Source organism: Mesorhizobium sp. M5C.F.Ca.ET.164.01.1.1 (assembly GCF_004792125.1).
GTDB lineage: Bacteria > Pseudomonadota > Alphaproteobacteria > Rhizobiales > Rhizobiaceae > Mesorhizobium > Mesorhizobium wenxiniae.
The window spans coordinates 1-14,526 of the sequence record NZ_SRTG01000022.1 but is presented as its reverse complement, the minus strand read 5'-3'; the positions used below and the strand labels follow the sequence as shown (position 1 = coordinate 14,526).

At 58.2% G+C, this 14,526-nt stretch carries 11 protein-coding genes and 3 pseudogenes; 8 read left to right on the top strand and 6 right to left on the bottom strand.

What is annotated here, in order from left to right:
- Positions 1-530: TCP-1/cpn60 chaperonin family protein (locus EN807_RS31775; RefSeq protein ID WP_281405233.1), on the top strand; the 530-nt coding region annotated here is incomplete at its 5' end.
- Between the two features lie 568 nt (positions 531-1,098).
- Here the strand turns inward: EN807_RS31775 and EN807_RS31770 are convergent.
- The 3 genes and pseudogenes from EN807_RS31770 to EN807_RS37730 form a co-directional block, all read right to left on the bottom strand.
- Positions 1,099-1,578 carry a ProQ/FinO family protein gene (locus tag EN807_RS31770; protein WP_127208888.1) on the bottom strand — a complete coding sequence of 160 codons (480 nt, stop codon included), beginning with the start codon at positions 1,576-1,578 and terminating at the stop codon, positions 1,099-1,101.
- Positions 1,579-2,276: 698 nt separating this feature from the next.
- Entirely contained in the window at positions 2,277-2,468 is a 192-nt protein-coding gene (locus EN807_RS37080; RefSeq protein WP_127208887.1) for a hypothetical protein, read from the bottom strand.
- A gap of 1,161 nt (positions 2,469-3,629) precedes the next feature.
- Positions 3,630-3,737, bottom strand: a pseudogene (locus EN807_RS37730) (Tn3 family transposase); the annotation flags it as partial.
- Positions 3,738-4,218: 481 nt separating this feature from the next.
- Between EN807_RS37730 and EN807_RS31755 the strand changes: the two are divergent.
- From EN807_RS31755 to EN807_RS31725, 7 genes and pseudogenes are all read left to right on the top strand, one after another.
- Positions 4,219-5,629 (top strand): annotated as a pseudogene (locus EN807_RS31755) (trehalose-6-phosphate synthase).
- 483 nt (positions 5,630-6,112) lie between these two features.
- Positions 6,113-7,066, top strand: coding sequence for a LysR family transcriptional regulator (locus EN807_RS31750; protein WP_189522650.1), 954 nt, complete (start codon positions 6,113-6,115; stop codon positions 7,064-7,066).
- A gap of 244 nt (positions 7,067-7,310) precedes the next feature.
- Positions 7,311-8,045 carry an AraC family transcriptional regulator gene (locus EN807_RS31745; RefSeq protein WP_128178041.1) on the top strand — a complete coding sequence of 245 codons (735 nt, stop codon included), beginning with the start codon at positions 7,311-7,313 and terminating at the stop codon, positions 8,043-8,045.
- Positions 8,046-8,281: 236 nt separating this feature from the next.
- Entirely contained in the window at positions 8,282-9,055 is a 774-nt protein-coding gene (locus EN807_RS31740) for a hypothetical protein (RefSeq protein ID WP_245485635.1), read from the top strand.
- Between the two features lie 230 nt (positions 9,056-9,285).
- Complete coding sequence (locus EN807_RS31735) at positions 9,286-9,765, top strand: glutamate acetyltransferase (RefSeq protein WP_246684487.1); 480 nt, start codon at positions 9,286-9,288, stop codon at positions 9,763-9,765.
- 118 nt (positions 9,766-9,883) lie between these two features.
- Positions 9,884-10,582 (top strand): glycoside hydrolase domain-containing protein, encoded by a 699-nt coding sequence (locus tag EN807_RS31730; RefSeq protein ID WP_127208882.1) that lies wholly within the window; start codon positions 9,884-9,886, stop codon positions 10,580-10,582.
- Positions 10,583-11,510: 928 nt separating this feature from the next.
- Positions 11,511-11,945 carry a transposase gene (locus tag EN807_RS31725; protein ID WP_127208881.1) on the top strand — a complete coding sequence of 145 codons (435 nt, stop codon included), beginning with the start codon at positions 11,511-11,513 and terminating at the stop codon, positions 11,943-11,945.
- Between the two features lie 298 nt (positions 11,946-12,243).
- Here EN807_RS31725 and EN807_RS31720 read toward each other — a convergent pair.
- From EN807_RS31720 to EN807_RS31710, 3 genes and pseudogenes are all read right to left on the bottom strand, one after another.
- Positions 12,244-12,459: pseudogene (locus EN807_RS31720) on the bottom strand (transposase); the annotation flags it as partial.
- 70 nt (positions 12,460-12,529) lie between these two features.
- Positions 12,530-13,162 carry a 4'-phosphopantetheinyl transferase superfamily protein gene (locus tag EN807_RS31715; RefSeq protein ID WP_127208880.1) on the bottom strand — a complete coding sequence of 211 codons (633 nt, stop codon included), beginning with the start codon at positions 13,160-13,162 and terminating at the stop codon, positions 12,530-12,532.
- Positions 13,163-13,372: 210 nt separating this feature from the next.
- On the bottom strand, positions 13,373-14,526 hold a 1,154-nt coding region (locus EN807_RS31710), incomplete at its 5' end, for a thioesterase domain-containing protein (RefSeq protein WP_246684486.1).

Genomic DNA, 14,526 nt, shown 5'->3' with positions numbered 1-14,526 from the left:
GTCTCGCCAAGCTGGCGGGCGGCGTTGCCGTCATCCGCGTCGGCGGTGCGACCGAGATCGAAGTCAAGGAAAAGAAGGACCGCGTCGATGACGCCCTCAACGCGACCCGTGCGGCCGTCGAAGAAGGGATCGTTCCCGGCGGCGGCGTCGCACTCCTGCGCGCTTCGCTGAGCATCAAGGCTGTCGGCGCCAACTCCGACCAGACCGCTGGCATCGCCATCGTGCGTCGCGCGCTGCAGGCTCCGGCCCGTCAGATCGCGGCCAACGCCGGTGCGGAAGCATCGATCGTTGCCGGCAAGATCCTCGAGAACAAGGGTCCGACCTTCGGCTTCAACGCCCAGACCGGCGAATATGGCGACATGATCGCCATGGGCATCGTCGATCCGGTCAAGGTCGTGCGCACGGCACTCCAGGACGCGGCCTCGGTCGCCGGCCTGCTGGTCACCACCGAAGCCATGATCGCGGAGGCTCCGAAGAAGGAGTCGGCTGGCGGCATGGGCGGCGGCGGCATGGGTGGCATGGATTTCTAATCCAGCCCGTCAGCCTTCAGATACGGAAAGGGCGGCACCAATGCCGCCCTTTTCTTTGAAGTCGGATCCGGCCGGAAATATTTGGCGCGAACGCCGGCCCTATGGCCGTCTGGGAAAGCGGGACAAGAGGGCAAAAGCGCGGGCCGGGGGGTGCGGAGGGCCGCTGCCGTCGTGGCTTATTCGAAAGCCGTTCAAGAGTATGTGGGAGCGGTGGCGAAAACCGTGTGATCGGCCTAGATAATATTCGCACCTCCCCCAAGTCGCCGAGAGCATGAGGCAGCAGCGACCGCTTGTCGTCCAGATCCAAACAGCAGCGTGGGCTCGTGAAGCGGCCACAGTCAATCTGGGGCCGGCATCGACGTGACTGCCATCCCGAACGATAACGGTCGCAGCGGTGGCCAGAACGACCATCGGAATAGCGTCCGGCTTTCGCTCATCTCGAAGAAGGGATGACCGACCACTCCGTTTTTCGCGCACTCGCGGCAATTCGGATCGGCACAGGGCGTCGCCATGTGCTCCGACCCTCAGGGGCTGTTCCGGTCGGCACGAGCCCATCGGTCAGCGGCGATCAAGCCACCGGCCTTCGGAATGACCGGCGACGCTTCGTCTCAACGACTATGTCGGTCGGGCTGTCGGCCGTATTCTTCGCCTCGAACACGGCACGTCGCTTCGGTTTCGGGTTGGGTGGCGCTTGAGGCTCTACCCTTGGTTCCGGCGTTTGGTTGGACTCTTGCTTGTCCTTGCGGGCGCGAAGCAAAGCCTTGGCGGTCGCCGCGTCCGCATCCGAGACCACGCCGGCGGTCTTGCCATCGAGATCGACCCGTGCGGCACCGGCATCCAGTCTCGCCAAATATTTGGCCATCCTGGTATAGGCCAGCAGGGCTCTCCTCAATTCATCATCGGACAGTTCGCCGTCAAGCACGCGAATCTCATGATGAATGCCGATCTTGAGCGGCCTGGGCGCTTTTGGATTGAACGCCGCAGGCCACTTGGCCGATAGATGGCGGAAAAGCTGTGCAGGCGATTTCCCTTGGCTAGCGGTCGACATGATCAAGCCTCGCCCGATTTGTTTTCGTTTCAGATTCGGACCTTCCTAACACCGATATATGCAATGATTATGGAAATGGGCATTCGTCCCGCAGGGCAAAGCAGCGGGCGCCTCCCCATTCGGGCAGACGAAGTGCCTGGTGGACCGAGCAGGATCTGGTAACAATCGCGCCGAGCCGTCCCCGGTCGAGTTCATAGCCAAGACAGTAGCGGCAGTGGGTCTTGCCCCATGCCAGCCCCTTAACCCTTGGCAGCGTATCTGAAACGCCGGTAGCGAAAAGACAACTCGACGGCCTCCGCCGTCGGCGAGTAGGACGCCGAAAGCGTCGCGGCTCCCTCACCCGTTCGGCCGTTCGGTTCTACCAGGCGAGCGTCTCGTAGCGCGAAAGCTGCTCACGCAACCGTTCGCGATTTCGGCCGCATCGACGCCGTCCTGGGACAGCAACCATGCGGATGACAGGCAAAACGGTTCCGCCGCAGTCCGGCGTCGGGCGCGGAGCAACCTGTAGGGCGGCGGCCATTCCGGAATAGCTGCCGCCGATGAAGATGATGCGACCTTCAGCCAGGGCAGCTCAATTCGAGTGGTTGTGAGCGACACGATTCGGGCCCCATTCGATTGCACGACTCGGTTCATGCCGGGACGGGCTGTATACTGAGGGTGTTTGCGCACATGTTCATGGTGGCCACCAAGAGATCGCCTCAGAAGCGGCGCCCATTCGGAAACATTAGCACCCCCGCGTCTTGTCGCGGCTGCTTGAGCTCTTCGACGGCAACCGCCTCAATTAGCAGATCCAAGGCTTCGCGCCCCCTCCGACTCATCGGGTCATCGCCACGCAGGTAATGATACGCTCGATCTAAATGCACTCGCGCGGCGGAAAAATAGCTAGTCATATGACCCTCTTAGTTACCGCCCGCATTAGCCGTCTACGAGGTGATGGTCGCGCAATCGTCAATATCCACAGGCGGATTTGATTTAAATCGCGAATGATCCGGGAGAAACCAAAACGCCGGCTTCTTGCCGCCGAATAGAAGCTGAGATATCCCCGCAGTTAACGGCTCGTTAATCGTGCGGGCGTAGCCAAGAAGCGTCACAGCACCTGCCCAATCACGAATGTGACCTTAAAGACCCGGCACCCAGATTGTGCCGAGTCTTTTTGTCGCTAGGGTAGCCTGATCCAATTCAGCGGGTCAGCAAAAATGCCCAGTGCGGGAATCAGGAACCTTAAGCCGGTCACCGACTTCATAAAGCCGACAGGAGCTTGCCGGCGCGCGAGCGCCAGGGAAGGCCGGTTAAAGAGCCGGCCCGCTTGCAGGAATCGAACTCATGGATGACTGAGGCCTCGGCATCCTCGATGCTCATTGCTTGGCAGGACGCCATTATGGCGTTTCTGCGTTCTGTCTTATTGCTGTGACGTTTGCCGCACAGGATGGACGTTGACGACATTCTTTCCGGCGTGAGTGAGGAGATGCTAGCAGGGTAGAGTGACAGTCCTACGCCGCGTGCGCGGCAGGGAGGGCAGGAGGCGATAGCAAAGGCTGAAACTCGGTAAGACAGCGCAGACCGTCGATCCGGCGTCCGGGAGGCTCGGCCGGCTGAAGGAGGACGATGGCAATGATGCGGTCAAGGGATGGATGGCATGATCCACGCCGGGCACCTGTGCGGATCACCTCGCAAAAGTGGCGGGCGGCACCTGGAATCGAGCCGCCATTGCGAGACTTTCGCGGCCATGGCGGCTTCGCTGTCTGCTGTCCACAGGGCCAAGCGCGCATCAGATGAGGGCCAGCGGCGGGTGCACGCGAACCGCGGGGATGACGAACACGACCTTCGCTGGCTAGGACAGCGGCGCGAACGCAATATTGGAGGCTCTACGCCGCTCGATCTGGCGGAGGCGCGGCGGTCGATGCGGCCGGCAGAACCCGCGCTACCGAGAGGCGCTGCCATCTCGATATACGAGCTGTTGACTTGCAGAACACTGCAGTATTTGCGAACGCATCGCGACATGCCCCCGACCCTGTGACCCGCTTCCGCGCGAGGCGCTGTTCTTGACGGGCTCGAAGAGCTTTGGCCAGTTGGCTTTCCTTCGGTGATGCCGAGAGCTTCTTCAGGATCGTCGAGGGCACAACGGCACGGGTGTTGATCGATGCCGTCAGATGAAGCAGTCGATTTGCAGCTTGCGCAGGAAGGCAATCCGTTCGGTCAGCCCGACCAAGTTTGACGCACCAGGCGCCGATCGCAGTCAATGAAAGCGTGTCTGGCCAATGGGAGGGTCGCGGCGTTGAGTTTCGGCTTTGACCGACATCCAACCCACGCCTACCGCTACAAGAGCGCGGGCGAATTCGTAGACGTGGTGACAAAGCTCTGGGACAGTTGGTAGGATGATGCGCTCATCGCGAACCCGGAGGCGCCGGTCTGCCACACTAGTGGTCGTAGGGAATCGGCCCACGCTCTCAGTTAAATCAGGAGAAAAATGATCGAAAAACCGAAGCTTTCGGAGCTCAGTTCCTGCCCCGCTTAGTACTATTTGTGTGCGCTATTCTGCCATACGCCTAATGAGATTGTCCCACCTGGTGACCGTCCCTAACTTGGCTGTGATCAAAGCCAAAAAGCTGGCAGGCAACAGGAGTGATCATGAAGAACATTATGAGTGTCGGTGGGGACGGTGGAGATCGTAGACTGGTCATCGTGTCAAACAGGGTTGCGCTGCCCGACGAGCACGGGTCACTGCCCCCGGGCGGAATGGCCATTGCGCTGAACGCCGCGCTCAAGCAACGAGGCGGCCTTTGGATGGGCTGGTCGGGGAAGGTGAAAGCCGAGAAGAAACAGGCGTCACCGACGATGCAGGAGGCCAACGGCATCACCTATGCCCTTGCCGATCTCTCGGAGAAGGATCTGGACGAATATTACTACGGCTTCGCCAACAGGGTTCTTTGGCCGGTCTTCCACTGCCGTGTCGACCTCGCCGAATACAACGACGCGAGAAAGTCAGGATACTACCGCGTCAACCGACTCTTCGCAGAGTCTTTGATGCCGCTCCACCGCGAGGACGACGTCATATGGGTGCAAGATTATCACCTGATCCCTCTAGGGAAAGAACTGCGCGAGCGCGGCTGCCGCAACCGGATCGGCTTTTTCCTGCACATACCATGGCCGCCGGCGGACATCCTCGCCACCGTGCCGCTCTGCGAAGAATTACTGGAAGCGCTTTCGTTCTATGACCTTGTCGGCTTTCAAACCGACGACGATCTAACAACTTCGCCGAATGTCTAAGCCGCCGAAACCTAGGGCGTCTCATGAAAGACGGTAGCTGCCTAGTCAAAGGGCGACAGTTTCTCTGCGGGGTTTTTCCAATCGGTATCGACACGGCCAAGTTCGAGAGCCTCGCAAAGCTAGCGACGCGCGACGGGGATCTGCAGGAAGTTTACAAGAAGACTGCTGGCTGTGACGTCGCCATTGGTGTCGACCGATTGGATTATTCCAAGGGCATCGATCAGCGCATCGTGGCGTTTCGCCATTTCCTTGATCGTAACAGTCATCGCGTCCGCAAGACGCTACTGCTGCAGATTACCCCGAAATCCCGCGGGGAAATACCGGCCTATCTAGCGCTGCAAAAGCACATCGCCGAACTGGTGGGAAGTGTCAATGGGGAACTTGGAACCATCGATTGGGTACCAGTACACTACACCAATCGTTCCCATGGCCCGCTGGAACTGGCCGGCCTCTACCGAATGGCACGCGTTGGTCTAGTGACGCCGCTCCGCGACGGCATGAACCTGGTGGCGAAGGAATACGTGGCTGCGCAAGACCCAAGCAATCCGGGCTCCTCGTGCTCTCGCAATTTGCCGGCGCCGCTGGCCAGTTGGAGGGAGCGGTGCTCGTCAATCCCTATGACCCAGAGGCTGTGGCGGCCTCCACGGAAAAGGCATTTCGCATGTCACCAGAGGAACGGAAAGACCGTTGGAGCGCAATGAAGAACAGTCTCAAAGGCCACGATGTCTATCGATGGTGCGGCGGCTTTCTCGCCAAACTCGAGGCGGCGGACTTGCCAGTATGAGGCTGATCGCGACCAAGTGAATCAGGGCAGCATTCCGGCCTCGCCGCGGCGAGGCTTGGTTAATGTGCTATGGTAAGCCCGATGGCGATGACCGCCGACCAACTACAGTTGGATTGTAGCCGATTGTGCTGGCAAGCGAAGAACTCGCGGCTGCGCCCACTCGTCAAACTAGTTGAGCCGATCCGCAATAAGGGCTCTGGTCGCCGGGTCCGTCGGTGTCGAGCATTCGACTGTCATCGCTTCGCTGATCGAGAGCCCGTGTATGAATATGTCGACCAACCCGGTTGGCGACATCGTTGATGTGCTAAGCAGCATCGACCTACACCGCACGCCAGATCTCAAGACGTTAGCTTGAGCACATTCCATATTAAAACAAGAGGAAAAGACATGGGTGAGCTCTCTTGCCGCCGGCCGATTTCTTCAAAGACGCGTGAGCGGCCACGACTGGTTGTCGAGGGCGCTCGCGCCGCACGGCAACAGAAAATGCTGGCCTCCATTGACCTGAACTTACTGTTGTCTCTTGAGGCGCTGCTGGAGCACCGCAACGGCACGCATGCGGCTCGGCACGTGCGCTTGAGCCAACCGTCGATGAGCCGAGCGTTGACACGGCTGCGTGGCATTTTCAATGACGATCTTTTGGTTCGCGGCTCGAGCGGCTTGGTCCCGACGCCGCAGGCCGAACGGTTGGCCCAAATGCTGCCGCCGGTGTTGGATGCGCTCCGCGGGATGGTGAACCGCCAGGGGGAAAGGCGATCAAAGACAATAATGGCGATACCCGACCATCAAGCCCTGATCTTGCTGCCGCCTCTCCTACCCCTGCTGCGCGAGCACGCGCCTAATCTCGACATCGTAACCGGCTCGTTTCTAACAGGCGCGCTCCGGCGGCTTGAGCAAGGCGAGATCGATCTGGCCGTTGGGCAGACCGGTGGCACTCCACCGGGCTTCTTTCGGCGCAGGCTCTATACTGACCGCTTCGCCTGCCTGCTACGTTGCGACCACCCAGCCCTGGCCCAGGAATGGACGATCGAGACCTTCGCTGCCCTGCGCCACGCTGCCATTGGCTCGGATTCGAAGGATGGCTTCGGCCGGGTACATGATGATCTGGCCAATTTACACCTCCAAGATTGCGATCCGGTGCTGGTGTCCAATCTCCTGACGACTGCTGTGGCCGTCGCGGCGACCGATCTGGTGCTGATTGTACCACACCGCGTCGCGACACGGATCGCCGCCTTGCTCCCCCTAGCGATTCTCGATCCGCCGGTGGAACTGTCGCCTTACGAGGTTGGGCTGATTTGGCACGAGCGCTGCCATCGCGACCCAGAGCATCACTGGTTGCGCCACAAGATTGCCGCCGCAGCGGCGGCGGGAACAGAGTTGGCGCATCCATCGACAATGAGAGGGCAAACGGCTGATGCTTCGCCAAGGGAAGAAGCGTGATGCGATCGAAGTCTGGCACTATCTTCAGGACCGAGCCAGTTCATTACCCCCTCGTCCGTCGGGACGCGATGCTGGTTCCGCTGCCAACTCAGTGAAACCGACGCGCGCCGACGTTGAGCGAGCATCTGCTGTGAAGAAGGTATTCACACTTCCACCCAACTACACAAACCAAGACCCACCTTCTTCGACCGCCGTTCGGCCGCGTCAAGGCCTTCGCAGGCCATGTTCTCAGGGTGTTACCGAGGTGCATGCATCGATTCTGGCCGCGTATCTTGGCCCGGACCCTTTGGCAGGTAAGTGTTTGGCACAAATTGCGAGTTCTCGGATCTTCGGCAATCTGCCCAACGAAGTGCGGCAGATCGATATTCTTGAGCACCGTTTGTTGCGGCCGGGGCGCTGCGCGCAAATCGTCATCATCGATTGCCGCGAATGGGAGCAACATGGGTACGGTCATGCGAAGCTCTCTTCCGAACTGGTGCAACTAGCCCTGGTTTCCGAAGACAGGCTGGACCGAGAGGCGGTTTTCTCCGACGGGTATTCCGATTACCTGTTGTGGCCACTGATCGAGCAGGAAGTTGTGAGCAGAGTGACTGCCTGCGTCGCTCAGATCGCGCGGCGTTCTGCACCGCTATTCTTCTCAGCCGACCCCCTCGTTCAGAAGGCTTGCGCTCTGCTGGCACAGCGAGTCGATCAGCAGATCGCCCTCGGCGAACTGGCGCGCATAGCCGGGACCAACAAGACAACGCTGGTCAACCGCTTCGAGGCTGCCTTTGGCTGCGGGCCTATGACCTGGTTCCGGCACTATCGGATGATGGAGGCTGCCGCCCGCTTGCGAAGCGGGCATGAAAGCGTGGCCGAGGTCGCTGAATCCTTAGGCTACGAAAACAGCAACAATTTCTCCACGGCCTTCAAGGCGATCCATGGGCTCTCGCCGCTCCGCTATCGCAAAATGGCGGCGCGCAGAGAAAGGTCTGCCTGACGCAAAGGTGGGGATCGGAAAAAAACTAGTATACAGCCAGTGAAGACACGCAAAGATCACCTGATGCTCAAGCGTTTACGCACTCCAGGCACTTTGCGGCTTTTACAGCAACGCTCAGAAAAGGAAGATAAGCATGTTGAACGCGGTCGCAGCGCATTTTTCAAGGGCATGAACAGAGATGTTCGGACAAGAACTATGAGGCGGCGAGCGCGTTTTTCGGCGCCAAGTCGCTGGTTTTGGCCCAGCCAGGTGCTGCGCGCCCCAGTGACGACACGATCGCCAACGATCAAGGAACAGTACAGTTTCACCTCATTGGTCAGAAGACCGATGACCCGGCGTACAGCGGCATCATGAAACAAAATCAGGACAACCTTCTGGCTATAGGAGGACTCATTCACGACTACATGCATACCCATTATCCTAACGTTGATGCGAAAAAACTTGACATCAACACCTGGACGAACGTTGTGGCCAACATTCCCGATCTTTCGATGGGAGGGCAAAAACAGAAAGGTTACTCAAACAAGTTTGCTGGCACCTCCGTTTCAGCCACGTTCCTCTCCTTGATCGCGAAGGCGATCGTCACTGACGGGGCGTCTCTGCTAAGGGATTTCCAGTCCTTCCTCACTGAGATGGGCAACCTGACCTTCAGCGCCAACAGCAAGTCGCAGCAGTACAAGGCTCTGACATGCACCTACCAAAGCTACCTTCTCGATAACGGGGCAGGCGGATATTACGACTACGGAGCAATTGTTCTACGACAAATCGAGTTCAATGAGTACTTCCTTGATCTAAAATCTTCTTGCTCATCGACACAATACGTCAACGTCGACATAAGCTATAACGAGGTTACCAACATCGTTCAGACTCGCCGGATCCGCAAAGGCGGCCCCGATTACAAAAACTTCCAGGAGATCGTGAATAAGAACGCCACCGAGCAGTTTACGAATGCCAAGAACTTCTTTAACGGCGGCTCGACCCCGCAACAAGACATCACGCCCCAGGTCTGATCCTCATGATTGGTCTCGAAAGCAGCAGCGCACCAACCGACGGTGTCAATTCGAAGGAACCTCGCCAGCGTCATAGATCAGGTCCGGCTGCCCGCGGTGCCGACGAACTCCGGCCCCGCTTTTATAACAAAGCAACTATGAACCCCATCGCAGAAACAACTGCGGGCCTCTTCCTGGTAATCGGCGCACAGAGCAGCGGCCCCCTCGAAGCGGAGAGGATTTGCTCAGCCTTGATCCAGAAACTGTCCGAAGGCTCAATTCTGAACTTGGATCCTAGTACGTGGCAGAATGCCATGCAAATGGTGCCGAACCAGGTAGAGGCCGCCACGGCTTCGAAGACCCAGAACCGCACGATGGCCGTCGCGGATTTGCCAAGTACCCTTGCGTCAATTTGCGCCGATGCTGCCGACGGCGACAAAGCGGGCGTCGATTTGGCGAAGCCCATCAGTGTCTATCTGAGCAGATACGGCGACCCGACTGCATTCAATTGCTTCATGCTGGATCAATCCGACTCCGCGAAAATCCATTTATCTTTAACCTGCCTTGCCGCTTTCGATGGTGGAAGCCCTGGCAGTTTCGCCGTCACCTCAACATTGCTAAAGGCGTGCCTGAATCTGTCAAACAAGGATACGCAGTCCACTATCGCGCAGGTTTTCGGCCGCTTCGGCCCGCCGAGCGACTCACCTTACTACCTGCGCGTCTTGCCCTGATCCGTATGCCGGATTCCACATTCAGCCAGAAGGAGCAGCACGCTCGTTGAATATGTGAATAGCGCACATTCCGTCGGCGGAAGCGAAGTCGGTGGTGCGCCTTGTAGCGGGAAAGCCCATGCCCTATTGTGAAGACTTCGCGAAGGCGGACGGATGGTCCGCAGCGGATGTCAGCGTCCGTTTCAACAATAAGGCGGGCCGGAAATTTCTCACTTTCTTGCGAAGATCGGCGGTGACCACGGTCATTCGGTATTACGCGAGATCCGCGAGGCCAAAAACCATCATACCGGAGGAGGCGAAACTGCTATCTAGGCAGGGTTTCGGAATTCTACCGATTTTCCAGGACAGCAGCCGCCATATTTCCAATTTCTCGAGCTCGATCGGCACTGCAAATGCAAAGAGTGCTATGGGGTTCGCAAAGCGCGTCGGCCAGCCGAAAGATAGAGGCAGTACGATTTTTTTCGCCGTCGATTTGGACTATCCAGCTACGCAGATCGATGGCCCCATCCTCGCCTACTTCCACGCGATTAAAGAGGAGATCAACGGCACTTTCGTCATCGGCGCGTATGGTAGCGGTGCCGTGCTCTCAAAATTGTTAGCGGAGGGACTGATCACGGTTCCATGGATATCTATGTCGCGACTGTTTCTTGGAACCGAGCAGTTCTTCTATTCCAACCGATGGTCGATGCGGCAGGTACCTCCAGAGGTTGCCCATGGCCCCTCTGGGGTGGGCTATGATCGCAATATCGTTCGGGTTCCTCGGAGGGAGATCGGGGCCTTCCAAGTTGATGAGTCGGGCAAAGGCTCGCTGGCCTAGGATGGCGAGGGACGCCGGCTCGTAGACGCGGCAAGCTGAAAACGTTGTCGCATTTATGTTCGTAGAGGTCTCCGACGTCAACAGCTAGTGTAAAGTTGTCGCGGTATCTCGTAAATCGTCTCTCCACGCGCTCGCCCGCTAGATCGAGCGGCGCGGCCGCCATCATCATCCCCGGAAGTACCTGCAGCGCCGTCGACCGACGCCCAACCGGCGGCCGAGATTGGGCACCAGTACCACGCCGGTTATGAGACCGAGGCCGTCCGCCGCTGGAGCTGAAAAATCTCGCGGCTCTCCCGGTAGTACCCCGCGCAGCGAGCAGGTTGGCGGGTTTGCCGTTTTTCGGCCTTTCGGGTCAGGGTAGGTTCCATAGACAATTCGCCTTGTTGGACATCGTGTTGTCATATCGAGCGGCATCGCGCACGCTCGTCAACTAAAGACAGCTAAAGGCTTGTGGTCGTGGCCGTCCCATGCAGGACGGTGATCTGGAGGGGATGAGAATGCCTGAAACGATGCTCACGGCGCTTTCCAACATTCGGACCGTTGAGGAAATGATCGTGGCCTTCCGGGATGAAGTGCATTGCCGGCCACTACAAAACCATGGTGTGGCCAGAAGATCAGAACCCGTCCGGCCTGTGGTTACAAGCGTTCGATCGCGCTTGCCGGCCGCGATACGTACAGGCAAGCGGCTTGCGCGACCGGGTCTTTATCAATGCTCCAATGGCGCTTGCCGGTTCCAGTTCACGAGACGACCATACCCAAGTGCATTCGACCAAGCTGCCCTTGCGTGCTTGGCTGAAAGCCATGTGGCTAATGCTCCAGTCGGACAAGGGCTTGTACTCGGTCCGGCTCGCCGAGATCCTTGGCGTGAGCCAACCGACGGCCTGGCGCATGGGTCACGCCCCGCGGCTGATGACGGCGCGGGAAAAACATGCTCGACGGCACGGTCGAGATCGACCATTTCCACCTCGGGGGAAGTCCCGAAAGCGGCCGGATGACCACCTCCGGGACGGGGCCGGAAAGGTCAGGCGAATACGGAGAAAGCGCCGGTCATGGCGATGGTGCAGCGGCCGACGTCACGCCCGGCGCTCCGGCCGGTGACGCACGTGCCGCGGTCGTGACCGGTCTTTCGTTGCGTGCTGCCGAACGTGCGATTGAAATACAGATCGAAACCCACTCGCATTTGATGAGTGATGAGGCGAAGGCATTCATGGCTATCGGCGAGAGTTTTGCCAAACATGAGACCGTGAAGCATTCCAGCCACGAATATGTTCGCGACACGGTCCACGTTCGGTGGAGGGTTTCAATTCCCGCGTCAGGCGGACGATCGCCGGCGTCTTTCACCATATCAGCCGCAACATGCTGACCTGTATTTCCTTCCGCTGGTCTCATCGCGTCGTGTCTGGAAGCGCCGTTCGGAAAACTCGGCACGGCCAGGAAATCATCCGAACCCTCTGGTCACGGGTGTCTTTCGCGCCGCCACGGGACGTCAGGTGCGCCGAAGCCCCGATGGCGGCATCACCATCAAATCGGTTCTTTGGTTGATAAAGGCCGCGTGTCTGCGGGAACAGTTCGTGTTCCGGCTCCCTGTACTCGCGGGCTGCCAAAGGACTCTGCGAGCCAAGTTGGCTCGTTGCCCGCAGGCAGTTGGCTTCTGGCGCGGCATCCTTCAACGCGGCATTGGCGAGCATGGCGTCGGCCAGAAGCCGCTTCAGCCGCGTGTTCTCGTCCTCCAGAGCCTTCAGTCGCCGAGCCTCGGCGACATCCATTCCGCCGAAGCGGCCCTTCCAATTGTAATCGAGGCGTCGCTGACCCCGTGCTTGCGGCACAGATCGCGAACCGACACCCCGTCCTCATGTTCCTTCAAAAATTCGGATGATCTGCTCTTCAGAAAAGCGGCTACGTTCATGTCCTGGTCCTCTCGATGGGCCAGAACGAACGTCAACCGGATTAGATCAGCGGGGCAAGGTCACCGCATGTCGGCCATGAATACGCCAACCCGATTATATTGTTGGAAATAAGTAACTCGAGCGAAAACGTGCAATTTGCCTTCGCAACGTACCCTAATCGCGCAGAGATATCAATTTCCACGTCCTGGAACTCAAGAAAGTCATCGTATAGTGGAAAATAGGCTTTATATACAGCCTCCTTCAAAACAAAGAGGTCCCGCCGCTTGAGCAGATGTAGATCGTACATGCGTTGCTCGTTAGGGGTTGCAATCAATTCGATCAGGTTCTCCGGCAGAGGTTCATTAGGCTCAATGTCGATGCCGAGAGCCGCAATCCTTTTCGTCCCTGCAATGGCGGCGGCTGCTACGGTATCGTGGTGCGCCAAAGATCCGACGACGCCGGGTGGCCAGATCGGAACACCAGAGCGCGTCTTCAGGATCGGCAGTGGTGGGAATGCCAGTTGCCCAAGGAGTGTTCTGGCGACTACTCTTGCAGCACCGCTTTGGCGGAGAACTTTGGTAACAGAGCGTCCCAACGAGGTAACTTCGGAATCGTACAAGGTGGATTCGTCGCCCGGTTCTATTGGACGGATGCCGACGAGGATGTTTTGTTGATCAATGGTGATAGTCTCCATTCTATCTGGTCCCTTTGACTTTTCGGATGAGAAGCTCAGCCAATGCAGCTTGGCCTTGAAATTGCCCGACTCGGTCGTCGATCAGCAGCGGCGGCAGACCACATATGCTTCCCATCTTTGGATCACCGAGCCAGAACTCTCCGACATTTGGCGATTGTCGCGATCCCAGACTGAACCTCGTCTGGGTGCCAGAACCTTCGGTGCAGTTCGCTAGGAATCTTTTTCAAGAACCCCGGTTAAAGGTGTAGAAATAGCTCGGGCCAGAGCCTTGCGGTTTTCCATAACACTCATCATCGTCACGTGGTCGCCTACAATCGGTACGGCAGTAATAGCCTCCGGACTCAAGACCCGGTCCCAGCCGCGCATAGGCGAACGAGCCTCTTGGCCTGTTGAGGCTTTATCAGGTGGTATCCGACGGCTGATGAGAGGCTCCATGGCATAAAACTGATATATCTCGATTGGCAGGGACGGAACTTGATACGACTGCAATGCCCTATGAAATTGGGCGGTTCTTTCCGACATCAGAATGTCATCGTGGAGATCACGATCCGGAGGTATCGCCCCAATTCTCTTTGCCTTTTCAATCAGCTGAGCAATTGAACATTGTCCAGCAAAGCGTTTCAAAACTTCGAAGGTTTCATCATTCAACGATTCGAAACGCTCCAACACCATGTTTCGGACGATCAGAGAGGGGGACATGCTCGATCGATTCGCAAATAACGTAACATCGATGAACGCCATGAAGGACACGGTATCATCCAGGGCCAGTAAGCGCTGGGCTATGGCGTAGGCGAGGATGCCGCCCGACGAGTATCCTGCGAAGCGGTATGGACCGTGGGGCTGAATTTCTTTGATTGCCAAGATGACCGTGTCAGCAATCGCTTCAAGGGTCAGTGGACGAGCTTCATCGAAAGACGGCCATGGCAAAGCAAAGACGGGACAGTCTACATTCATTTCCTTAACCAAACTGACGACATAGGAACAATCGCCGAAACCTGTGGGAACAAAGAACAGCGGTGGCTGCGATCCGGTTGCTTGAACGGAAATCACTCCCGCACTGCTGGGCTGTGGTTCCAAGCCAACCTTCGATGCAAGGTCCTTCAGAACTGGGGCCTGGAAGGCATCGGCAGCGCTAAAATTCAGTCCAAGATCTGATGCTCGGCTGAGTAGCTGCACCGCCAGCAGCGAGTGGCCGCCCAGTTCGAAGAAGTGGTCGTGGCGTCCGACCCGCTCGACCCCGAGAAGCTCCGCCCAGATCTGCGCCAGCGCCGTCTCGACCGCGCCGCGCGGCGCCTCATAGCTGCGGCGCGCATAGGCGTCGTCGGCCGGCGCCGGCAGTGCCTTGCGGTCGAGCTTGCCGTTCG

Excerpts from the sequence above, each read along its gene's own strand:
- EN807_RS31770 (WP_127208888.1), bottom strand. The coding sequence starts at position 1,578 with ATGTCGACCGCTAGCCAAGGGAAATCGCCTGCACAGCTTTTCCGCCAT.
- EN807_RS31725 (WP_127208881.1), top strand. The coding sequence starts at position 11,511 with ATGCTCGACGGCACGGTCGAGATCGACCATTTCCACCTCGGGGGAAGT.
- EN807_RS31715 (WP_127208880.1), bottom strand. The coding sequence starts at position 13,162 with ATGGAGACTATCACCATTGATCAACAAAACATCCTCGTCGGCATCCGT.
- EN807_RS31750 (WP_189522650.1), top strand. The coding sequence starts at position 6,113 with ATGCTGGCCTCCATTGACCTGAACTTACTGTTGTCTCTTGAGGCGCTG.
- EN807_RS37080 (WP_127208887.1), bottom strand. The coding sequence starts at position 2,468 with ATGACTAGCTATTTTTCCGCCGCGCGAGTGCATTTAGATCGAGCGTAT.
- EN807_RS31730 (WP_127208882.1), top strand. The coding sequence starts at position 9,884 with ATGCCCTATTGTGAAGACTTCGCGAAGGCGGACGGATGGTCCGCAGCG.